Raw genomic sequence first — 21626 nt, forward strand, 5'->3', positions numbered from 1 at the left:
TGTTTCTGTATCTATCATAACAGGGAAATCTCTAAAAATCTTTAAAAATCCCAGATGTTTTTGGAGATTTTTTAGAGATTTGTATGATACAATACAAAAGAAGAAAACGAAAGGATTTATCTATATGCGAATTTTATTAATCGAAGACGACGTTTCTCTATGTAAGGCACTGCTGATTCACCTTGGCAGCCAGGGGTATGAAACGGATGTGTGCCACAATGGTACCGATGGGCTCTCCTATGCCTTGCAGAATACCTATGATTTGATTATTTTGGATCGTATGCTGCCGGAACTGGACGGAATGACGCTGTTAGGTGCAATCCGGAAAAAAAATATTTCTACTCCTGTGATTATGGCAACTGCCATGGATTCTCTCCGGGATAAAATCAGCGGACTGGACTGCGGCGCAGATGACTATATTACCAAACCTTTTGATGCGGAGGAACTGCTTGCCCGTGTCCGCGCCCTTACCAGACGCCCGGCCATTCTGAAAGAATCTCCCCTGCTTTGTTTCAGGGACTTATGCTTCGACCCGGAAAATCTGGAATTATCTGCCAATGGAAAATCTCTGTCTCTCTCAAAAAAAGAGGCTGGACTTATGGAATACTTTCTGAAAAATAAGGAGCAAAATCTGCGCCGGGGACTGATTCTCTCTTATGTCTGGGGGGCTGACGCGGAAATTGAGGAGGGAAATCTGGACAACTATATTTATTTTCTCAGGCGGCGGCTGCGCACCTTAAAAAGCCGGGTGCAGATTAAAACCATTCATGGTGTGGGATATCGTCTGGAAGGAATACAGGAGGACACCTGATGTTTCAAAACCTTCAAAAAAAACTTACTTTTTTATATACGCTGACTACCGGAGCCATTCTCACAGTGATTCTCATTATCTGCTTTTTCTACATGAAAAGTTCTATGGAGGCCCGGTATAAAGCACAGTTTTCCAGTGTTTTTCTCAATATTTCCAACCGGTTTCAAACAGAAGCCTTTTTCACAGATTCCTGGCTGTCCCAGATGGAAATGGATAACAGCCTGCTCATTCATATTGAAGAAAATGACACCCCTCTGTTTTTCCGGGGCGCTTTCCAGCCTGAGACCAGCCGGGAAACCCTTTTAAAAAAGGCCCGGAAAAAGGCAGTAAAAGAAGGCATTACTTCACAAAAAGCGGCTCTGTCCTCTCCCCTGCAGTCTTCTGTCTTTACCGTCAAAGGCACCCAGGGGGATTCTTATCTTGGCATGTGTTTCCTGGTGTCCACAACGTTTGGTTACAAGTCTCTTTTTGTCTTACAGGATATTACGGCTTTCTCCAGACAGCTTTTATGGCAGGGCGTATTCTTCCTGTTCACAGGTCTTTCCGGTATCTTTCTGCTGTATCTGGCAAGCTGGCGGACCGTTGGAAAAACCTTGCTGCCTCTGAAAGAAAACCAGAAAAAACAGGCGGAATTTATTGCTGCCGCCTCTCATGAGCTGCGCTCTCCCCTTGCGGTGATTCAGGCCAGCGCATCTGCTGTCCGGACCTCTCCTGAAAATACAGATTTCATGCTTATCAACATTGAAAAAGAGTGCACCCGCATGGGAAATCTGATTAAAGACCTTCTGATTCTGGCTGCTTCAGATTCTAAAAAGTGGCATCTGACCCTGGGAAACCATGACAGCGATACCCTGCTTCTGGATGTATATGAAACCTTTGAACCTGTCTGCCGCCACAACGGCATAACGCTGAATCTGATGCTGCCGGATATGGAACTGCCCCGGATTCACTGCGACAAAAGCCGGGTAATTCAGATTCTCACCATTCTTCTGGACAACGCCATAACCTATACCTTACCTGATGGAATGATTGACCTGGAAATTTTTATTAAGAAAAGAAATGTCTGCTATCTGGTTGCAGACCATGGAAATGGAATCCCCGATGAAGAGAAAGAACGGATATTTGACCGCTTTTATCAAAGTGACAAATCCCGGAAAGAAAAAGAGCATTTCGGTCTGGGACTTTCCATTGCCAGAGAACTTACAGAACTGCAAAAAGGAAAGCTGACGCTGACAGACACCCCAGGAGGCGGGTGTACGTTCTGTCTGATGCTACCAGCCGCAGAGGAAGGGAATGTCACATAAAGGCATCCCTTCCTTTCCATTCCATAGTAAACTCTTCTTCCCCGGTGTCCTCATCCTGTCCTTGCTGCAGCACAAGAAAGTCTTCCCGCAGATAAAAATTCACTGCTGCTTCATTCTTTTTATATACCTTTAGCTTCAGTTCTGGTTTGGCTGCCTTGGCAAAATCCAAAAACTGCCTGCCAATCCCTCTTGAACGATATTCCTGTCTCACAAAAATTCCGGCTATATAGGATTCCATTATGCCTATAAATCCTTCCAGAACCCCGGTATCTGTATTTTCTGATACCATAATTTCCGCCTGAGGCAGCAGCGCCCTCACTTCTTCAAAATGGCTTTTCCAATAGCTGCTGTCTATAAAGTCATGAGCCTCCATATTGGCGGTGAGCCAGATTTGCATTACTTCTTCCAAATCAGACGCCTGCATTGCTCTAATCATCTGTTTACTCCTCTCTTGTAAAATTATCAATTTTTACAACTTTATCATCCAGTACCTCTTCTTTGCAGGAAAATTTCACCTGGTCTCCCGGCTTTGTGTTATACAGCTTATAATCCACTTTTTCGCAATCGAGAACCATATTTTTCTGTTCCATGTTTTCCTGCGTAATAGCATTTTTCTCTATAGTAACTACCATCTGACTGTTTTTTATATTTATCTGCTGTACAGTCCCCAAAAAAGAAGGAGGAGGCACAAAATCATTGACAAAGTTTCTGCTTTCATCTTTAAAAGAAAAATTCCCAATCAACAAACCTACTGCTATCACACCTGCCACTGCTAAAACACATTTCCTTTTTTTCATTTTTTCTTTCATGGGTATCCCTCCCGTTTTGTTTATCCGCAAACTGTTTTATAGAAAAAATATAACATAAGATAAACAAAAAGACCAGGGCGTTTGTATCTCTTTACCCCAAGAAAAAAGACTGTCGCGCCCATGTCCCCTTAGAGACAAAGCCCGCAGCAGTCTTCTCTATACTTAGGAAAGCCGGTTTTTAAAGTCCTCATATCCGAACTTCTTTACCAGTTTTCTTTTCCCATCTATCCCTTCCCAGACTATATCCGGCAAAGGCATACCGTTAAAAGTATTGGTTTTCACCATGGTATAAAGCGCCATATCCTCCAATACCACCTGGTCGCCCGGCTTCAGCGGTGTGTCAAAGGAATAATCTCCTATGACGTCTCCGGCCAGGCAGGTTGGTCCTGCAAGTCTTACTGTGCAGGCTTTTTCTCCCGGCAGCCCGCTGTCTTTCACAGGGGGACGGTAAGGCATTTCCAGCACGTCCGGCATATGACAGGCAGCGGAAGTATCCAAAATAGCAATATCCATGCCATTGTGAACCACTTCCAGAACTTCTGATACCAGAAATCCTGCCTGCAGTACAACTGCCTCCCCCGGCTCCAGATAAACCTCTACTCCGTAAGTTTCTTTCAGCCGCTTCACCATCTCTGCAAGAGCCTCCACATCATAATCCTCTCTTGTAATATGATGTCCTCCTCCCAGATTCAGCCATTTCATCCGGGAAAGGTACTTTCCAAACTTCTCTTCCACAGCTTTTAAGGTGATTTCCAAAGCATCTGCTCCCTGCTCACACAAAGTATGAAAATGCAGCCCGTCCAAAAGCGGCAGCAATGACTCATCAAAATTTTCCAGCGTAGTTCCCAGCCTGGAAAAAGGGGCGCACGGGTCATAGATAGCATGTCCCTCCTGGGTAGAACATTCGGGATTTATCCGCAGTCCCACGGATTTCCCCGCCAGTTTTGCCTTTTTTGCATACTTTCGCACCTGCCCCGGGGAATTAAACACCACATCATCTGCATACTGCAGCAATTCTTCAAATTCCTCTTCCCTGTATGCAGGGGAAAACACATGGGTTTCCCCGCCGAAGTTTTCATGCCCCAGCTTTGCCTCATACAGACCGCTGGCTGTAGTTCCCGCCAGATATTTTCTCAGCAGCGGATAGGCATAAAACATAGAAAATGCCTTTTGTGCCAGCAGAATTTTACAGCCCGTCCGGTCAGAAACCTGCTTTAAAATCTCCAGATTTTTCACAAGTTTCTTTTCGTCCACCAGAAAATACGGTGTGGAAAAGGAATTTTTTTCTCCCCCTGCCATTAATCCACCAGTACCGGATTATGGTCTTCCTGCCATGGAAGCCCCCAGGTATTCAAAGCATCCATAAATGGATCCGGATCAAACTCTTCAATATTGTGTACACCCGGTTTATTCCACTTTCCAGTCATGACCATCATAGCTCCAATCATAGCCGGCACACCTGTGGTATAGGCAACCGCCTGAGAGCCGGTTTCTTTGTAAGCCTCTTCGTGGTCACAGATATTATACAGATAGTAGGTTTTCTCTTTTCCGTCTTTTTTACCGCGGAAAATACAGCCAATGTTGGTTTTTCCCTTGGTGCGCGGTCCCAGAGAGGCCGGGTCCGGAAGTACTGCTTTCAAGAACTGCAGCGGTACGATTTCCTTTCCCTCAAACAAAATCGGTTCAATGGAAGTCATTCCCACATTTTCCAGACACTTTAAATGTGTCAGATAGCTCTGTCCAAAGGTCATAAAGAAACGGATTCTCTTAATCCCCGGAATATTCAGTGCCAGACTTTCAATTTCCTCATGATGAAGAAGGTACATATCCTTCTGTCCTACTTCTTTGAAATTGTATTCTTTCTTAATTTCCATAGGTTCTGTCTCTACCCAGTGACCGTCTTCCCAGTAAGAGCCCTTTGCAGAAACCTCCCGGATGTTGATTTCCGGATTGAAATTGGTGGCAAACGGATATCCGTGGTCACCGCCGTTGCAGTCCAGAATATCAATATAATTGATTTCGTCGAATTCATGTTTCAGGGCATAGGCGCTGAACACCCCTGTTACTCCCGGGTCAAATCCACTGCCCAAAAGCGCCGTAATGCCTGCTTTTTCAAAGCGTTCTCTATATGCCCACTGCCAGCTGTACTCAAACTTTGCCGTATCTTCCGGCTCATAGTTTGCAGTATCAATGTAATGGGTTTTGGTAGCCAGGCAGGCATCCATGATAGTCAAATCCTGATACGGAAGAGCCAGATTCAGAACCACATCCGGTTTTTCCTTTTCGATTAAAGCAATCAGTTCCTCCACCTGGTCTGCATCTACCTGGGCAGTTGTAATTTTTGTCTTTGTCGTACCTTCCAGCTTTGCCTTTAACGCGTCACATTTGGATACTGTACGGCTGGCAATACAGATTTCCTCAAATACCTCACTGTTCTGACAGCATTTGTGAATTGCTACAGAGGCTACGCCTCCACATCCGATAATCAACGCTTTTCCCATATTTGTTTCCTCCTGTTTTTTGGTTTTATGTATGTTATAAATAAATTGGTATTATGCCTTCTTCGTAAGAGCCAGCAGCATTTCCCGGATAATCTTTCCTGCTGCTGCCGTAGAACTTCCGCTGGCGTCATAGTGCGGACTTAACTCATTCACATCACAGCCCACTACCCTGGCTCTTTCACATACCAGCGTCACAGCCCGGCGAAGCCTGTCAAAGCTCACCCCTCCCGGTTCCGGCGTTCCGGTTCCCGGAAAGACGGACGGGTCCATCACATCCAAATCCACGGTAAAATAAACCGGTCTGTCTTCCAGGGCAGCAAGGGTCTCTTCCAGCCCTTCAAAATCAAACTTCTGCATACAGGTGTGTTCTCTGGCCCAGGAAAATTCTTCCCGGTCCCCGGAACGGATCCCAAACTGGTAAATTTTCCCGTCTCCAATCAAGTCCCAGCAGCGGCGCAGTACGCAGGCATGAGACAGCTTTTCTCCCAGATAATCCTCACGCAAATCTGCATGGGCGTCAAAATGAATGATACAAATCTCCGGGTATTTCTCCTGCACAGCCTCAAAGGCTCCAAGCGTCACCAGGTGCTCTCCCCCTACCATAAAAGGCAGTTTTTCATCCCGTAAAATTTCCCCGGCTCTCTCCCGGATGGCAGACAGAACGTCTCTGGTATTTCCAAAGCAAAGCTCCAAATCCCCCGCATCCATTACCGGACTGTCGATTAAGTCCCGGTCCTGGTAAGGGCTGTAGCTCTCCAGTCCAAAAGACTCATGACGGACGGCGCTGCTGCCAAACCTGGTTCCCGGACGAAAGGAGGTGGTAGAATCAAACGGCGCACCAAAGAGAATGACCTCAGCCTCCTCATAATCCTTATCACATTCCAGAAAAGTTTCAACATTCTTTCTCAACATTTTTCAAAAGTTCCTCCACATACGCAGGCAGATAAAATGCCCCTTTATGCAACGTTGTCGTATAGTAACGTGTCTGAATCCCCCGGGTATTCCATTCTTTTTCCCTCAAATGCTTCAGCGGATGATACTTCTTGGAAGCAAACCCAAAAAGCCAGTGTCCGGAAGGATATGTAGGAATATGGGCCTGGTACACCCGGCTGACCGGAAAGGTTTCCGTAATATTCCGGTGTGCTCTCTGGCAGGCTCTGGCATCCTCCTCATAGAAAGGACTTTCATGCTGATTCACCATAATGCCGTCTTCCTTCAGCGCTTTATAGCAGTTTCCGTAGAATTCTCTGGTAAAAAGCCCCTCCCCCGGGCCAAAGGGGTCTGTGGAATCCACAATAATCAAGTCATACTTATTTTCACATCTGCGGATGTATTTCAGGCCGTCCTCATAGCGGATGTTTACCCGCTCATCATCCAGACAGCAGGCGGTTTTAGGCAGGTATTTGCGGCAGACCTCCACCACCATATCATCAATCTCCACCAAATCAATCTGCTTTATTTCCGGATAACGAACCAGTTCCCGGATGACACCTCCGTCTCCCGCGCCGATAACCAATACCTTTTCCGCTTTAGGATGTACTGCCATGGGGATATGGGTAATCATTTCGTGATAAATAAACTCGTCCTTCTCCGTCAGCATCATGTAGCCGTCCAAAGTGAGAAATCTTCCGAATTCCGGCGATTCAAAAATATCAATCCTCTGAAATTCACTCTGACCGCTGTAAAGTTGCCGGTCTACACGAATGGAAAATTTCACATCCTTTGTCTGTTTTTCCGAAAACCAAAATTCCATACTACACTCCTTTCAGTACGTTGAGCTGGCGAATTTCCTCATCCTCCGGCCCGGTAAGGGTACAGCCCTTTTCTTTTGCATATACAATATGTTCCACAATGGCCTGTGTCACCTGTTCTCCCGGTGCAAGAAGAGGAATCCCCGGCGGATAGCACATGACAAATTCACTGCATATCCGTCCCACACAGTGCTCCAGAGGCAGTGCCTCTTTGGGCGCATAAAACGCATCCTGGGGAGATACCGCTACCAGAGGCGGTATATACTCCTGTTCCAGCAAATCCACCTTTTCCTTCCCGAATCTGCGGGAAATCTCTGAAAGAGCAGAAACCAGACGCTCAACGTCCCGCTTTCTGTCTCCAATGGAAAGGTATGCCAGCACATTGCCGAAATCTCCGAATTCTATCTGAATGTCATACTCATCCCGGAGCAGATCATAGACTTCAATGCCTGCCAGCCCTACTTCCAGCGTATGTACGGAAAGCTTGGTCACATCAAAATCGAAAACACTGTCACCGTTTATCAGTTCTTTGGAAAAGGCATAAAAGCCTGGAATCTCATTGATTTCGCTTCTGGCGTATTCGGCCAGTTCCATGACTTTTTCAAAGGTTTCTCTTCCCCGCAGAGCCAGATTTCTTCTGGAAATATCCAGACTGGACATGAGAAGATACGAACCGCTGGTAGTCTGGGTCAGATTGATAATCTGGCGGACATGTCCCGGCGAAATTCCCGGTCCTGTCAGCAAAAGGGAACTCTGGGTCAGACTTCCCCCGGACTTGTGCATGGATACCGCTGCCATATCCGCTCCAGCCTCCATCGCCGATACCGGCAGCTTATCCGAAAAATAAAAGTGCGTTCCATGGGCCTCGTCAGCCAGACAGTACATGCCATGCTCATGTGCCAGTTTCACAATAGAGCGGATATCCGAACAGACCCCATAGTAGGTGGGATTGTTCACCAGCACGGCCTTTGCATCCGGATTTTCCTCTATAGCCCGTCTCACATCTTCCACAGACATACCAAGAGGAATCCCAAGCCTCTGGCTGCACTGGGGATTCACATAAACCGGAACTGCCCCGCACAGCACCATGGCCCCAATCACACTTCTATGTACGTTTCTGGGCAGGATGATTTTTTCCCCTCTTTTGGCTACCGAGAGAATCATACTCTGCACCGAGGAGGTCGTGCCTCCCACCATAAGAAAAGCATGGGCTGCATGAAAGGCCTCTGCCGCCAGTTCCTCCGCCTCCTTAATCACGGATACGGGATGGCAGAGATTGTCCAGAGGCTTCATGGAATTTACATCCATGTTCATGCACTGCTCTCCCAAAAGCTGTGTCAGTTCCGGATTTCCCCGGCCTCTTTTGTGTCCCGGCACATCAAAAGGCACCACCCGCATCTTTCTTAAATTTTCCAACGCCTCATAAATAGGGGCATTCTCCTGAGATAATTTTCCCATTTTCCCATCTCCCCTGTCAGTAAATATTTCTTCCGCTGAAGACCTCTATCATTTCCCGCCGCAGGCTGTTCATAATATCCAGCCGTTTCTTGGGCGGCAGTTCGTAAATATCTGTATTAAAAAGATAATTCTGCAAATCAATTTCCTTTAACATCATTTTCGTGTGAAAAAGGTTTGCCTCATACACATTGATGTCTACCGCATCATACCGCTGCAGGGTTTCTGCTGCAATATAATCCTGAATGGATGTAATCTTATGATCCATAAACAGCTTCCTGCCGTTTACACTGCGGGTAAAGCCCCGTACCCGGTAATCCATGGTAATAATATCCGAATCAAAAGAGCCTATGAGGTAATCCAGTGTAGACAGCGGTGTAATTTCTCCGCAGGTTGCCACATCAATGTCCACCCGAAAAGTGGCCAGACAGGTTTCCGGATGGTATTCCGGGTAAGTATGCACTGTCACATGGCTTTTGTCCAGATGAGCCACCTGAGTGCTGCCTGCGGGAATCATAGACCCTTCTGCAATCAGCAAAGTCACGGACGCCCCCTGGGGTTCATAATCCTGCTGGGAAACATGCAGTACCTGGGCTCCTATCATGTCCGTCAGATTGGTTAAAATCCCCGTCAGTCTTTCGGAATTGTACTGCTCGTCAATATAGGCAATATAGTCTTTCTGCTCTCTGGCCGTCTTTGCATAACAGACATCATAAATATTAAAGCTCAGGGCTTTCGTCAAATTATTAAATCCATACAATTTCATTTTCTCGCCCACAACGGATAACTCCTTTTTCTTCCTGAAATATGGCTTTTCCGCAGGCTTAAAGCAAACGTAAAAAGCCGCAAATGACGTATATTTCTACACATCACCTGCGGCTGACCATTTCTTATCCATGTTTTTAAATTCTGCACAAGGCAGAAAATAAAGGTTTGATTATGGAATTACTCAAGTTCAGAGTCTATATAGCAAATATCTTACTTTTACTACTCTTATTGACCGTTTCACAAGTTGATGTGCATCTGTACGCACTGGTTGTAAAGTTACCAACTTATAAAATTTGAGCTTTTAACTCAATCAATAAGGCAACTTCCGTTGCCAATCGGCAGTTGACCCGGCTGTCCGTATGGCCTTAATCCCTTCCGGGATGGTCACATAAATATTTGCATGGAATCTGTCGAACTTTGTATCCCATAGCGTTTCTACTATATCTGATTTTTTTCTTCCTGTCAATTCCTTTGTGAGACAAATTGCAAAACAAAACTATAAGACTACAATCACGCCTCCGTCATTGGCATACATGGTGCTGACACCTGCCGTATCCAGAATCACCACATCTTTTACGGAAACTCTCTGCAAAATCGCCTCTTTTACAATTTCCGCTCTGGCCGGACAGTTGCAGTGGCTGATAGCCAGCACCTTTTCCTCGCTGTCCTTTGCCCTCTGGGCAACATAATCCACCATTTTCATCATGGCCTTATTAATGCCCCTGGCCTGGTTCAGCTGCACAATGGTACCTTCCGGGGTGGACCCCATCACCGGCTTGATTTTCAGCGCAGATGCCACAAAGGCTTTCAGATTGCTGAGTCTTCCGTTTTTGCGCAGAGTCTCCAGATTCTCCAGGACAAAGTATGTGTTCTGGGAATCAATGTACGCCTCCACCGTCTCAATGACCTGCTCAAACGCCATGCCCTGCTCCTCGCACTCCCGAATCTTCATGGCAACAAGCGTTTCCCCTACCGAAGCAGAACGGGAATCAAAGACATATATTTTCTGCTCTGGCCGGTTCTCCAGAAGAAGATTTTTTCCCAGCACGGCGCTGTTGTAAGAACCGCTCAGATTAGAAGACAGGGTGACTGCATATACACGCTCTGCGCTGCAGTCATAAGCCTGCATATACCGCTCCGGAGAAGGGCAGGAAGATTTCGGACACTCCGGACTCTGTGCAGTCTTTTTCAAAAAAGCGCTTTGGTCAAAGGTTTCATCATCTATAATATCCTCTCCTTCTACCGTAAGCGTCAGGGGGATACTTTCTATATTTTCATCTGTTTTCCAGCTTTCGGGCAGTTCGCCGCAGCTGTCTATCACTATTTTATAACTCATTTTCAACAACCTCTTTATGTAGTTTTTAATACCATGTCTTATAATAACACAAAGCCTGCTATTTGAAAAGGTTTTTTCCCGGAAAACTCTAGGATTTTTTCTGATTTTCGTTTATACTGTTCTTATCTGTGTTTCATGCAGTAATTTTTAGAGAAACGAGGGATTCTTACTATGATTGCTCTGCAGATTGTGGACTTAAAGGATTTCATGTCCAAGCTTCTTATCGGCAGTACCTTTGACAGCTTCTGGCTGTGCGAGGCCTCTGTCACCACCTTTGCAACCTTTACCATTGACGGTACTCTGCATACAGACTTTTACGATACACAGGAGGCCCAACTCCTCCAGACGCAAAAGCAGACTTATTCGCTCTGGCGGGATATTAAACCCTTTTGCTTTTCCATGATGAAAGGAAAGAAAACACCTCTTCACTTTAAGATTGTATTCCGTCTTTCCGAAAAAAATACGGAAAAACTTCTTTTGGGAAATCATCTGAACTTTTCCTCTGATGATGTTTTCGGGTTATTTGTCAATTTCCAGTATGACGGAAAGACACTGACCTGTACCACTGGTACTTCCCTAAAGACCTTTACCCTGGATAAATCCCTTGACCACGTCTGGGACGATTTGATTCAGAAATTTTTCAGACAGCAGCAAATCCCCTGCGAAAAACTGTAACTGATTTGTCTTACTTTATTTTACATTCGGAGGTAATCAACATGATTCAGGACCTTGATTTTCATTGCTATCACAACGAATACACCCACGCACAGCCTGAGAACGGAGATTTCATTCTCTCCTTCCGCAGCCGGGAAATCCTTGGCGCCATAAGAGACGGGCTTCTCACCTTCCCCACCTGGGAAACGCTCTCTGGCAGCCAGAACCTTTCTCCCAGTGCCTGTATTTATCTTTTTTCCATTGACGAACAAAGATATTTCCTGCTTTTCGATTATGAGGCAGAAGAATTTGCAGACTTTACATATCAGGACATTTCCATTTTCCGCAGTATGCAGCCTAAGGAGCAGTGTTTCGGACTTGTCACCGGCTTTCATCTCTACAACTGGTATAAAGGACGCCGGTTCTGCGGAACCTGCGGACACAAACTCATCCATGACGAAAAAGAGCGCATGATGTACTGTCCTCAGTGCCAATCCACAGAATACCCTAAAATTTCTCCAGCCGTCATTGTGGCGGTTACCAACGGGAACAAAATTCTCATGTCAAAATATGCGGGAAGAAACGCCAAACGCTATGCCCTTATTGCGGGATTTACAGAAATCGGAGAAACCCTGGAGGAAACCGTAAAAAGAGAGGTCATGGAAGAGGTTGGTTTAAAAGTGAAGAATATCCGCTACTACAAGAGTCAGCCCTGGGGACTTTCCGGCAGCCTTCTGGCCGGATTTGTCTGCGATTTGGATGGAGAAGATACCATCACCTTAGACGAAAACGAACTGGCTGTGGCACAGTGGTTTGAACGGGAAGAAATCCCCTATGACGACTATGATGTCAGTCTTACCCGTGAAATGATGATACAGTTTAAAAAAGGACTCCTTTAAACCAAAGGAGCCTTTTTTCTACATATATTTTTCCGTAAATTCAGCGGCACAAAGAGGTTTGCTGTAATAATACCCCTGTCCGTAATCACAGCCTGCTTTCAGAATAAAGGCTTCGTCTTCCCAGGTTTCCACGCCTTCTGCCACAGTCGTCATGTTCATTTTCTTTGCCAGCTGTGCAATCTGTTCCATCACAATCTGCTGCTGCCATTTTTTATGACCCGGCATTTCCATCAGAAACGCTCTGTCCAGCTTCAATTCATCAATTTCCAGACTGCACAGAATGTTCAGAGAAGAGTAGCCGCTGCCGAAATCATCCATGGAAATCTGGAAGCCCTTTTCTTTCAGTTCCCGGATTCTGCTGTTTAATCCTTCTGCATCCCCAAGAGCCAGGCCCTCCAGAATTTCCAGGGTAATCATCTTAGCCGGCACATGGTACCGTTCCATGATTTCACACAGATTTTCCACATATCCGTCCTTGTAAAACAACAGTTTGGACTGATTGACCGAAATGGGAATGGCTTCCTTTCCTTCATCCATCCACTGGCGAATCTGACGGCATGCCAGCTCTACCATATACAAATCCAGTTCTGTACAGAAACCATTCTGCTCAAACAGCGGAATAAACTGATCCGGAAAAATCATCCTGCTGCCGCTTCTTCGCTCTGTCCAATGCAAACATGACATGACTCATAAGTTCTTCCCGCTTCACAAAACTGCCGTTTATCTCTGCCCCGGTCACCACCCCTGCATAAATCATCATGCGGTACTGCCGGTTGTAGTGCAGAAAGAAATCACGAATGTGCTCTGTAATCTCCTCCAGACGCCTCTGCACAAGGTTTTCATCTGAAGTTCTCATGAGTATGTAAAACTTATCCGCAGTTTCCCGGCAGAAGAACTCTCCCTCAAAAACTGCCTCATCCAGCACCTTTTTCACATAGCACAGCAGCTGGTTAGCCACTTCATCTCCAAAAGTCTCATTGATAAACTTAAACTTGCGGATGTTCATGGCCACCAGACTGAAATCCCGGGTACTGGCAATGGTTTCTTCCAGCATGTGGGAGAACTTCACCATATTATAACTGCCTGTCAGCTGGTCATAATAGGCAAACCGCAGAAGTGCTCTGCTGTTTCGCTTCATCAGACGGGCGCCATACAGGATACACATACCGGAAAGAGCCAGAAGCAGGAAGAAAATAATCCTCGTAATCAGAAGGTTCTAGTACAGTGGCTCGCTGATTCCCCGTTCTGTGGCAGTCAGCACCAGATACCAGTCATGAACCCCTACCGGCTCTGCAAACATCCGGCAAGTCTGCCCATTCTCATTGACCTCCATAAATTTACTTTTTCCCTGTTCCAACATGTTCTGAAATGCTGTCCGCTCTTTTTCAGAGAGAAGAATATCAGAAACAGAGTCTGCCTGATCTCCGGACTGGGCAGGCAGAAAAAATTTTCCGTCTGTCCCCATAACCCGAACCTTTGTCTGTTCACTGAAACCACTTTTAATACTTAATACATCAAAAAACACCGACGTGCTTTCACAGGCCGTCAAGGCGCCTACCACCGTTCCATTTTTCTGTACAGGAACTGCATACGCAATGAAATCTTCATCTGCTGCGCTGTCATGATAGACATCGGAAACCACGCTTTTCCCGTCCCAGGCTTTCTGAATGCTCTCATAGAAAGTGGAATCCGTCTCTTCTGCCTTCATATTTTCTTCCATGGCGCCATTGACGGTTACGCGGATTCCTGTTCCGCCCTTTTCAAAGTATCCCATCTGCAGGAAGCTGTTCTCATTGTTGGATTCATACAATCCCTTTGCAAACTGGCTGCTGTCTATGGTTCCGCTGAACTCCATAAAACTTGACAGGGTATAAAGAGTTTGCAGGTCTGTGTCAATTTTTCTGTTGATATTGGTTCTATGCCTGTTTGTCTCTGTCACAATCTGATCTTCGATTTCATTCTGAAACGTATGATTCAGCAGGATGGAAATGCCTCCGCTTCCCATTAAGAGCACAAGACTCACCAGAGTAAAGAAAAGTGTTATCTTTCTCAGACGCTTCTGCATTCCTCTTTCATCCATTTTTATATCCCCTCTCTTATGCAATCCAATATTGATTCCTCCGGTCACCTCATCGGAAAAAGCCAGGTGTTCCAGTTTCTTTTCCCCCTCGCTGTAGCTTTTAAACAGCAGGAAAAATAAGGGCCGAACACCAGCATAACCACAACCAGATTTCCCATCATTTTCACTACGTAAGAATCAGAAAAACCGGAAAACAAATCCGCAGAAACAATGGTTACAGCTGTCCATCCTCTTCTTTCCAGAGGCTCGTAAGCCAGGTAATACCTCTTATAGCCGGGCAGAAGGATACGGAAAACGCCGCCCTTGTGGTTGCTGATATTTTCTTTCATACGTTCTGCATTTTCCAGAATCTCTTTATCTTCCTTCTGTCCTACGACAAGATTCCAAAACGCCATGCTCTCTTCTTCCCCGGAAGACAGAAGTACCTGCTCCGTTTTATCTACCACATAAGTACTGCTTTTTTCCTGGAACGTTTTAGACATCATAATACTTGTTATTTCTTCTGACGAAGCTGCTGCCCACAAAGTTTTTTCTTCACTGGCGCTGCCTGTCTTTACGGCATAGACCATTCGTTCCTCTTCCATACAGGACGCACAATGTCCTTCTCTTAATTCCTGCCCAAACACATCGTTTTCTGTCAGTTCTTCCCTGTTTACATCCTCAAAACCTTTTCCAGCAAGCTGTACCTCTCCTGTTTTATCATCATATAGCGCAATAAAATCAAAACCATACAGCTTCCTCTTAGTCTCCAGGTAACTTTCTATATCCATCCCGGGGTTTTTCTTCTGTCAGAGTCTCGGCCAGTCCCGTCATCATGGCTGTATTGCTGCTGATTTCCATGTCTATCATATCAGCCCGCTGCTCCACATAATTCCTTACATATTCTTTTGTGGTTTTGGCATCCTTTGATTTCATTTGAATGGTACAAACTACAGAATATATAACAATTCCCAGGGAAAGCGTCCCCAGCAGCAGCATGTGAACCCGCACTTTCAGCCTTCTGCCGCCCATACTGTTCAGATACTTCTTTTTCTCTTTTTTGTATGCTTTCATATTCTTCATTTCTCCCTTGCCGGCTCTGTTTCCTTCCGGGACATTTTCTCTATGCGTCATTTTCTCTCATACTTACCCATTTTCGAGCATTATTCTAATACACTCCGCATTATTTGTCTATATGTTTCTCCAAATTTTTACAGTACCATCCTCCTAAATCCAACAGGCTGTACCTGTCTTCAAAAAGGAAAGAGCAGAAACTCCCATACGGATTTTTCTGCTCTTTCCTTTTGTTATTTTTTCTCGTAACTGCCTGGTTTATTTTGCCAGCAACAGCATAATCTCATTGCTTCGGGCTACAAATTTTGTCATTTCCTCCGGTGTCAGCTGTCTGTGGCTGATTAACGCCAAATCATAGAGCTGTTCACAGAGAATCTGTGTCTGTTCTCCTTCTTTGTGCTCCAGTACATACTGCACCAGTTTATTGTTGGCATTTAATACCAGAGTTTCCTGTCCGCCGAACATAGACGGGTCCATACCATACATATTGTACATTTTCATCATTTCCTGCATACGGCGGTTTTCTTCTGAAATCGTCATCATGGAAGATACCTTCTCGTTTTTCAGGCTTTCCACTTTCACGGTCAGATTCTCTTTTTTCAAAGCTTTTTTGAAAACTTCTGACAACTCTTTTGTCTCGTCTTCCAGATTCTTTCCTTCCTCTTTCACTGCTTCTGTCAAATCTGCATCAATGCGAAGGAATCTGACTGTTTCCTTTGCCTGCTCTACATGAGAGATAAATGCAGAGTCAATGTTGTGCTTCAGAATCACAGCATCCTGTCCCTGTTCTTTAAACAGATTGATGTACTGGCTCTGCTGTACTTCATCTGTGACATAGTAGATATTGGTCTTCTCCGGCTCTTTCTGTGCCTCGTCTTTGGTTTCCTCCAGAACTTCTTCCTTTGTATCTTCCGGTGTTTCTTTTGCATTCTCTTTGATACAGTCTTCCAAAGTCAGATATTTTCCGTCAATGTTCTTATACAGAATGTAGTCCATCATTCTTTCAGAGAACTTCGTATCTTTTAAGCAGCCGAATTTGATAAACGGATTGATGTCATCCCAGTATTTTTCATAGTTTTCTCTGTCTGTCTTGCACATACCGGTCAGCTTGTCTGCTACCTTTTTGCTGATATAGTCAGAAATTTTCTTCACGAATCCATCGTTCTGAAGGGCGCTTCTGGATACGTTCAGCGGTAAGTCCGGACAGTCAATCACACCCTTTAAAAGCATCAAAAACTCCGGAATCACTTCCTTAATGTTGTCTGCAATAAATACCTGGTTGTTGTATAATTTAATGGTTCCCTCAATGGATTCATATTCCATGTTGATTTTCGGGAAGTACAAAATACCTTTCAAGTTAAACGGATAATCCATATTCAGATGAATCCAGAACAGCGGCTCTTTGTAATCCATAAAGACTTTGCGGTAAAAAGCCTTATAGTCCTCGTCTGTACATTCATTTGGGTGCTTCATCCATAACGGGTTGGTATCGCTTAAAGAAACCGGACGCTTGTGGATTTTTACCATTTCCTTTGCAGGGGAAACTTCTACCACTTCTTTTTCGCCGTTTTCGTTCTCTTTTTCTTCGGTTTTGGCCTCTTCGTGAATGTGCTCTACAACTACATCGTCTTCTCTGACTTCGGATTCTTCTACCGTTTCATATTCCTGCGGCGCATTCGCCTTGGACAGGAATATTTCCGTCGGCATGAAGGAACAGTATTTCTCAATGACTTCTCTTGCACGGTATTCGTTGGCAAACTCCAGGCTGTCTTCATTTAAAAACAGGGTAATTTCAGTACCCACTTCTGTCTTATTTCCCTCACCGATTTCGTATTCGGTGCCGCCGTCGCAGGACCAGTGTACCGGCACAGCGCCTTCCTTATAAGAAAGCGTATCAATCTGCACTTCATCTGCCACCATAAATGCAGAATAGAATCCCAAACCAAAGTGTCCGATAATCTGGTCTTCGTTTGTCTTGTCTTTGTATTTCTCCAGGAACTGGGTTGCACCTGAAAAGGCAATCTGGGTGATATACTCTTCTACTTCTTCCGCTGTCATACCAAGACCGGTATCAATAAATTTCAGGGTTTTCTCTTCCGGATTTACGATAACCTGGATTTTGTTTTTATGATTTTCCGGGAAAGTATACTCGCCCATGACTTCCAGCTTTTTCAGCTTTGTGATAGCGTCGCAGCCGTTGGAAATCAGTTCACGGAAAAAAATGTCATGGTCTGAGTAGAGCCATTTCTTAATAATCGGAAAAATATTGTCACTATTAATTGATAAAGTACCACGCTTATTAGCCATGATAATGCATCTCCTTTTTCTTCATTTCTAAAAAACATATTAATACGCAGGGGAATAAAAGTCAAGAGAAAATTAGCACTCATTTTCAGTGAGTGCTAATAATTTATAAATTTTATATTTTGTTTAGATTTTCATTTTTCCACTTTCTGCCCTACGATAAAAATATTGGGCGGACTTTTATGCAGATTCACAATCTCCAGCACTAAAAAACCGTGCTTTTGTATTCTCCGCATAAGCCCAATAGGGGTATCAAAGGCCACATACGGCATAAGATGCAGTTTGCTTTTCCAGAACTTCTTTATGGCTTCTTTTGACAGACTTCTGCCAAGGCAGTCCGTAGCCGAAATAAAAAGGCCGCCCGGCTTTAAGACTTCATAAATTTGCTCCAGCACTTCCTCCTGATTTTCCATATAAAGCAGCACATTATAGGCGGTCACCACGTCAAAGGATTTCGCCGGAAACTTCCTATCCTTAAGGGTTCCGCAGTGAAAGGAAATATTCTGTTTTCCCAGTTCTCTGGCTTTTTGCTCTGCACGCAAAAGCATTTCCCTTGAACTATCTATTGCGGTAATTTCCTTCACGCAATCTGCCAGCTGCATGGTCACAATTCCGGTGCCGCAGCCGATTTCCAATACAGTATTTTCCTGATTCAGAAATGCTGCAGACCGCTTTACTGTCTTTTTGTAGGCATTTTTATAAACCTCCAGAACCTGGCTGTCAAACATCCGGGAGCGCTTGTCCCAGAATCCGGATCCTTGTTTTTCTTTCATATTCTCCACGCTCCTTTCCGGTCATCTTAAAAACATACGCAAAAGCTGCTTTTTCCCTTTGGTATAAGGCTGATAGCGAATGGGCAAATCCAGCCAGCCGGCTTTCTTTACCATACTCTTGGTATGGCTGAAAGTGTCAAAGCTCTTCTTTCCGTGGTAACTTCCCATACCGCTGGCTCCTACTCCTCCAAAGCCCATGCGGGAAGTAGCCAGATGAATAATGGTGTCATTCACACAACCGCCGCCAAAGGAAAGATTCCTCAAAATCCTCTGCTCTGTGTCCGGATTTTTCGTAAAAAGGTAAAGAGCCAAGGGCTTTTCTCTGTCACGGATAAAGGTTTCTGCTTCTTCTATGGTGTCATAAGTCAGCACCGGAAGCACCGGACCGAAAATTTCTTCCTGCATAACCGGGGAATCCGGAGAAACATAATCCAGTACAGTAGGGGCAATCCGCAGACGCGCTTCCTCGCCAAATCCCCCTTCCAGAATTGCCTCGCCTTTGATAAGTTCCAACATTCTGTGGTAATGCTTTTCGTTTATCATTTTGGGATAATTGGGATTCTCCAGTGGATTTTTTCCCAGCATTTTATGAATCCACATTTTTACATAGTTCAGGAAAGGCTCTTTCACACTTTTCTGCACCAGAAGATAATCGGGAGCCACACAAGTCTGACCGCTGTTCAAATATTTCCCGAATACCAGACGCCTGGCCGCCAGTTTCAAATCCGCCGTTTCGTCTACGATACAGGGACTTTTTCCACCCAGTTCCAAGGTCACCGGCGTCAGATGGACAGCTGCTTTTTCCAGTACCAGCTGTCCCACCGCTTTTCCGCCTGTGAAGAAAATATAGTCAAAACGCTGCTCTAAAAGGCGGCTGTTCTCTTCCCTTCCCCCCTCTACCACGGCTGCAAACTCCGGTGGAAACACTGCCGAAAGCATTTTTTTCAGCACTGCCGATACATGGGGCGCATAGGCAGACGGCTTCACAATACAGCAGTTTCCTGCGGCAATGGCGCCAATCAGCGGTTCCATACACAGCATAAACGGATAATTCCAGGGAGACATAATCAGTACCACCCCGTATGGTTCTGTCATTTCAAAACTTTTTGCCGGAAACTGGGCCAGAGGAGTCGGCACCCCATTTGGCCGCATCCAGGCGGAAAGGTGTTTTTTCACATAAGTCAGTTCGGAAAGCGTCAGTCCCACTTCGGTCATATAGGCCTCAAACTCTGATTTCCCCAGGTCTTTTCGGAGAGCCTGATGAATTTCCTTCTCATACCGTCTGATTCCTTTTTCCAGCCTTTCCAGTGCTTTCTGACGAAATTGCGGGGTTTTTGTAATGCCTTTTTGAAAAAAGGCTCTCTGTTTTTCTACCAGACTGCTGATTTCCATCTTGCTATCACACTCCTGTTCTCTTATTCTTCTGCCGGATATCTTTCTTTATTTTACCACAAATACAAGGGAAAAAACAGCTGGAGAATTCTTTCTCACTTTCCGGCTGCCATGTCCCGGTACATAACCACAACATCCTGCTCCTTTAACACCGTTTTTCCATCCGGAATAATGGCCTCCTCCCCACGAATAACCATGGCAATCAGTTCGTTTCTGGACAAATGCAGCTGGGCTATGCTTTTGTTGCACCATTTATCCCCTGAAAGAATACGCTTCTCCTGGAGCTGCTCCGTCTCATTGGTATTATAAGGCGGCACACTGAGAATCACACTGTCCCCGGCACAGATTTCTGTATTTCCTTTTGTCAGTATCATTTCCTCTCCCCGTTTAATCATCAAAGCCAGAGAGCCCGTGGGAATGTTCACCTCTTTTATTTTCTTTCCATCCCACTCATGCCCCTGGGGAATATACATGCGCATAAGCTGCAGCGAAGTTTCTTCCTGATAATCGTTAAAGGTTTTGCTTACATCCGCGGTATCATCAATCATAGACAGCTTCTGCGCCACCTTGGGCAGAAACGTTCCCTGAATGGCTACAGAGAAAAGAGAAACCATAAACACAATGTGGAACAAATCCTGCTTCATAGAAATCCCTGCCGCTACGGCGGTAATGGCAAATACTGAAGAAGAGGCACCGCGAAGCCCTGCCCAGGAAATCAGCCAGCACTGCCGGTTGCTGCATTTCATAGGCTTTAAAAGTAAAAAGACAGCCACCGGCCTGCTGATAATTGTCAGAAAAGCCACAATAGCAAGCGCTGTGGGAATGATTTCCGGCATCTGATGCGGAAAGGTTAAAAGTCCGATTAAAAAGAAAATCAATATCTGAGCCAGGCTGGTAACGCCGTCAAAAAAACGGAATCAGTATCTCCTTCTTTTTGATTTTGCTGTTTCCCATAAGAATACCGAAAAGATACACACTCAAAAAAGCATTGCCCCCCACAAAAGAAGTCAGACCATAGCAGCCCAGCACCATGGCAATCACAAAAACCATCTCCAGCCCTTCCGCAATCAGACTAGTCTTTGCCATAATAAAGACGCAAAGCTTCGCCAGCACCAGTCCTACCAGAACACCGAAGATAATCTGCATGGCAATCACAGCCGCAATATTTCCGGATTTTCCATTTGTCATAATTCCAATGGCTATAATCGTGAGAAGATAGGAAATGGGGTCATTGCTTCCGCTTTCCACCTCCAGAAGTGACGCTGTCCCATCCTTTAGGTTCAGCTTCTTTTTTCGCAGAATGGCAAACACACTGGCTGCATCTGTAGAAGACAGCACGGCGCCAATCAGAAAACTCTCTTCAAAAGAAAACTTTAAAACTACATTGCAAAGCAAAGCCGTAATTCCGGCCGTAATGAAAACACCTGCTGTAGACAGGGTAACGGCCTTTCCTGCAATACTCTTCGCCGCCTCCCACTTGGTATTGAATCCGCCATAAAACATAATAAATACAAAAGCCACCGAACAGATTCTTTCTGCCAGTTCAAAATTTTCAAAAGGTACTTTAAAAATACCGTCACTTCCGAAAAGCATGCCGATAAACATAAACAGTATCAGCGCAGGCATACCCAGCCTGTCCGAAAACTTTTCTGCAAGCACGCAAAGCAGCATAATCAAGGTGATTCCCAATATAATTCCTGTCATCTCATCTCTCCCATCTGTAAATCATTCAGAAA

At 45.1% G+C, this 21626-nt stretch carries 23 protein-coding genes; 4 read left to right on the plus strand and 19 right to left on the minus strand.

All coding sequences use genetic code 11. The features are described from left to right. The first annotated feature begins 124 nt into the window (after positions 1–124). Together G5A70_RS06060 and G5A70_RS06065 are read left to right on the plus strand one after the other, a co-directional pair. Positions 125–811 (plus strand): response regulator transcription factor, encoded by a 687-nt coding sequence (locus G5A70_RS06060; RefSeq protein ID WP_173748782.1) that lies wholly within the window; start codon positions 125–127, stop codon positions 809–811. Further along, positions 811–2115 (plus strand): sensor histidine kinase, encoded by a 1305-nt coding sequence (locus G5A70_RS06065; protein ID WP_173748783.1) that lies wholly within the window; start codon positions 811–813, stop codon positions 2113–2115. Before G5A70_RS06060 ends, G5A70_RS06065 begins: the two co-directional genes overlap by 1 nt. Here G5A70_RS06065 and G5A70_RS06070 read toward each other — a convergent pair. From G5A70_RS06070 to G5A70_RS06110, 9 genes are all read right to left on the minus strand, one after another. After that, positions 2108–2551: a GNAT family N-acetyltransferase gene (locus G5A70_RS06070; RefSeq protein ID WP_173748784.1), complete on the minus strand. Its 444-nt coding sequence runs from the start codon at positions 2549–2551 to the stop codon at positions 2108–2110. The two genes, G5A70_RS06065 and G5A70_RS06070, sit on opposite strands and share 8 nt — an antisense overlap. Positions 2552–2555: 4 nt before the next feature. After that, complete coding sequence (locus G5A70_RS06075) at positions 2556–2924, minus strand: multidrug transporter (protein WP_173748785.1); 369 nt, start codon at positions 2922–2924, stop codon at positions 2556–2558. A gap of 162 nt (positions 2925–3086) precedes the next feature. Then, positions 3087–4223 carry a carboxynorspermidine decarboxylase gene (gene nspC, locus G5A70_RS06080; RefSeq protein ID WP_173748786.1) on the minus strand — a complete coding sequence of 379 codons (1137 nt, stop codon included), beginning with the start codon at positions 4221–4223 and terminating at the stop codon, positions 3087–3089. After that, a complete protein-coding gene (locus tag G5A70_RS06085; RefSeq protein WP_173748787.1) occupies positions 4223–5425 on the minus strand; it encodes a saccharopine dehydrogenase family protein in 1203 nt (400 codons plus the stop codon). The genes nspC and G5A70_RS06085 overlap by 1 nt, the downstream gene beginning before the upstream one ends. Positions 5426–5476: 51 nt before the next feature. Beyond that, on the minus strand, positions 5477–6337 hold the full coding sequence (gene speB / locus G5A70_RS06090) for an agmatinase (protein ID WP_173748788.1): 861 nt from the start codon (positions 6335–6337) through the stop codon (positions 5477–5479). Continuing rightward, a complete protein-coding gene (speE, locus tag G5A70_RS06095; RefSeq protein WP_173748789.1) occupies positions 6318–7178 on the minus strand; it encodes a polyamine aminopropyltransferase in 861 nt (286 codons plus the stop codon). Before speE ends, speB begins: the two co-directional genes overlap by 20 nt. Before the next feature lies 1 nt (position 7179). Then, the gene (locus G5A70_RS06100; protein WP_173748790.1) at positions 7180–8634 is read right to left on the minus strand and encodes an aminotransferase class I/II-fold pyridoxal phosphate-dependent enzyme; all 1455 of its coding nucleotides are present in this window, start codon (positions 8632–8634) and stop codon (positions 7180–7182) included. Between the two features lie 16 nt (positions 8635–8650). Then, positions 8651–9397 (minus strand): adenosylmethionine decarboxylase, encoded by a 747-nt coding sequence (gene speD, locus G5A70_RS06105; protein ID WP_180211107.1) that lies wholly within the window; start codon positions 9395–9397, stop codon positions 8651–8653. Positions 9398–9895: 498 nt separating this feature from the next. Next, positions 9896–10735, minus strand: coding sequence for a DegV family protein (locus G5A70_RS06110; RefSeq protein ID WP_173748792.1), 840 nt, complete (start codon positions 10733–10735; stop codon positions 9896–9898). A gap of 171 nt (positions 10736–10906) precedes the next feature. On the opposite strand from G5A70_RS06110, the gene G5A70_RS06115 reads away from it, so the two are divergent. Further along, on the plus strand, positions 10907–11410 hold the full coding sequence (locus G5A70_RS06115; RefSeq protein ID WP_173748793.1) for a DUF5721 family protein: 504 nt from the start codon (positions 10907–10909) through the stop codon (positions 11408–11410). Between the two features lie 41 nt (positions 11411–11451). Further along, positions 11452–12288 (plus strand): NAD(+) diphosphatase, encoded by an 837-nt coding sequence (gene nudC / locus G5A70_RS06120; RefSeq protein ID WP_173748794.1) that lies wholly within the window; start codon positions 11452–11454, stop codon positions 12286–12288. Positions 12289–12306: 18 nt separating this feature from the next. On the opposite strand, the gene G5A70_RS06125 is transcribed toward nudC, so the two are convergent. The 10 genes from G5A70_RS06125 to G5A70_RS15690 form a co-directional block, all read right to left on the minus strand. Beyond that, a complete protein-coding gene (locus tag G5A70_RS06125) occupies positions 12307–12930 on the minus strand; it encodes an EAL domain-containing protein (protein WP_173748795.1) in 624 nt (207 codons plus the stop codon). Further along, the gene (locus G5A70_RS06130) at positions 12896–13426 is read right to left on the minus strand and encodes a GGDEF domain-containing protein (RefSeq protein ID WP_173748796.1); all 531 of its coding nucleotides are present in this window, start codon (positions 13424–13426) and stop codon (positions 12896–12898) included. Before G5A70_RS06130 ends, G5A70_RS06125 begins: the two co-directional genes overlap by 35 nt. Before the next feature lie 78 nt (positions 13427–13504). Further along, a complete protein-coding gene (locus tag G5A70_RS06135) occupies positions 13505–14368 on the minus strand; it encodes a cache domain-containing protein (protein ID WP_173748797.1) in 864 nt (287 codons plus the stop codon). Positions 14369–14412: 44 nt separating this feature from the next. Next, positions 14413–15138, minus strand: coding sequence for a hypothetical protein (locus tag G5A70_RS06140; RefSeq protein ID WP_173748798.1), 726 nt, complete (start codon positions 15136–15138; stop codon positions 14413–14415). Continuing rightward, on the minus strand, positions 15110–15421 hold the full coding sequence (locus G5A70_RS06145) for a hypothetical protein (protein WP_173748799.1): 312 nt from the start codon (positions 15419–15421) through the stop codon (positions 15110–15112). Before G5A70_RS06145 ends, G5A70_RS06140 begins: the two co-directional genes overlap by 29 nt. Before the next feature lie 258 nt (positions 15422–15679). Continuing rightward, a complete protein-coding gene (gene htpG / locus G5A70_RS06150) occupies positions 15680–17728 on the minus strand; it encodes a molecular chaperone HtpG (RefSeq protein WP_173748800.1) in 2049 nt (682 codons plus the stop codon). Positions 17729–17859: 131 nt separating this feature from the next. Next, the gene (locus G5A70_RS06155) at positions 17860–18498 is read right to left on the minus strand and encodes a class I SAM-dependent methyltransferase (RefSeq protein WP_173748801.1); all 639 of its coding nucleotides are present in this window, start codon (positions 18496–18498) and stop codon (positions 17860–17862) included. A gap of 21 nt (positions 18499–18519) precedes the next feature. Continuing rightward, complete coding sequence (locus G5A70_RS06160; RefSeq protein WP_226853647.1) at positions 18520–19917, minus strand: aldehyde dehydrogenase; 1398 nt, start codon at positions 19915–19917, stop codon at positions 18520–18522. Positions 19918–19985: 68 nt separating this feature from the next. Continuing rightward, positions 19986–20768, minus strand: a complete 783-nt coding sequence (locus G5A70_RS15875) for a TrkA C-terminal domain-containing protein (protein WP_264293471.1) — start codon at positions 20766–20768, stop codon at positions 19986–19988. Between the two features lie 25 nt (positions 20769–20793). Further along, positions 20794–21594 carry a cation:proton antiporter gene (locus G5A70_RS15690; RefSeq protein ID WP_264293470.1) on the minus strand — a complete coding sequence of 267 codons (801 nt, stop codon included), beginning with the start codon at positions 21592–21594 and terminating at the stop codon, positions 20794–20796. Between the last annotated feature and the right edge of the window lie 32 nt (positions 21595–21626).

This window comes from Blautia hansenii, from assembly GCF_013304445.1.
GTDB lineage: Bacteria > Bacillota > Clostridia > Lachnospirales > Lachnospiraceae > Blautia.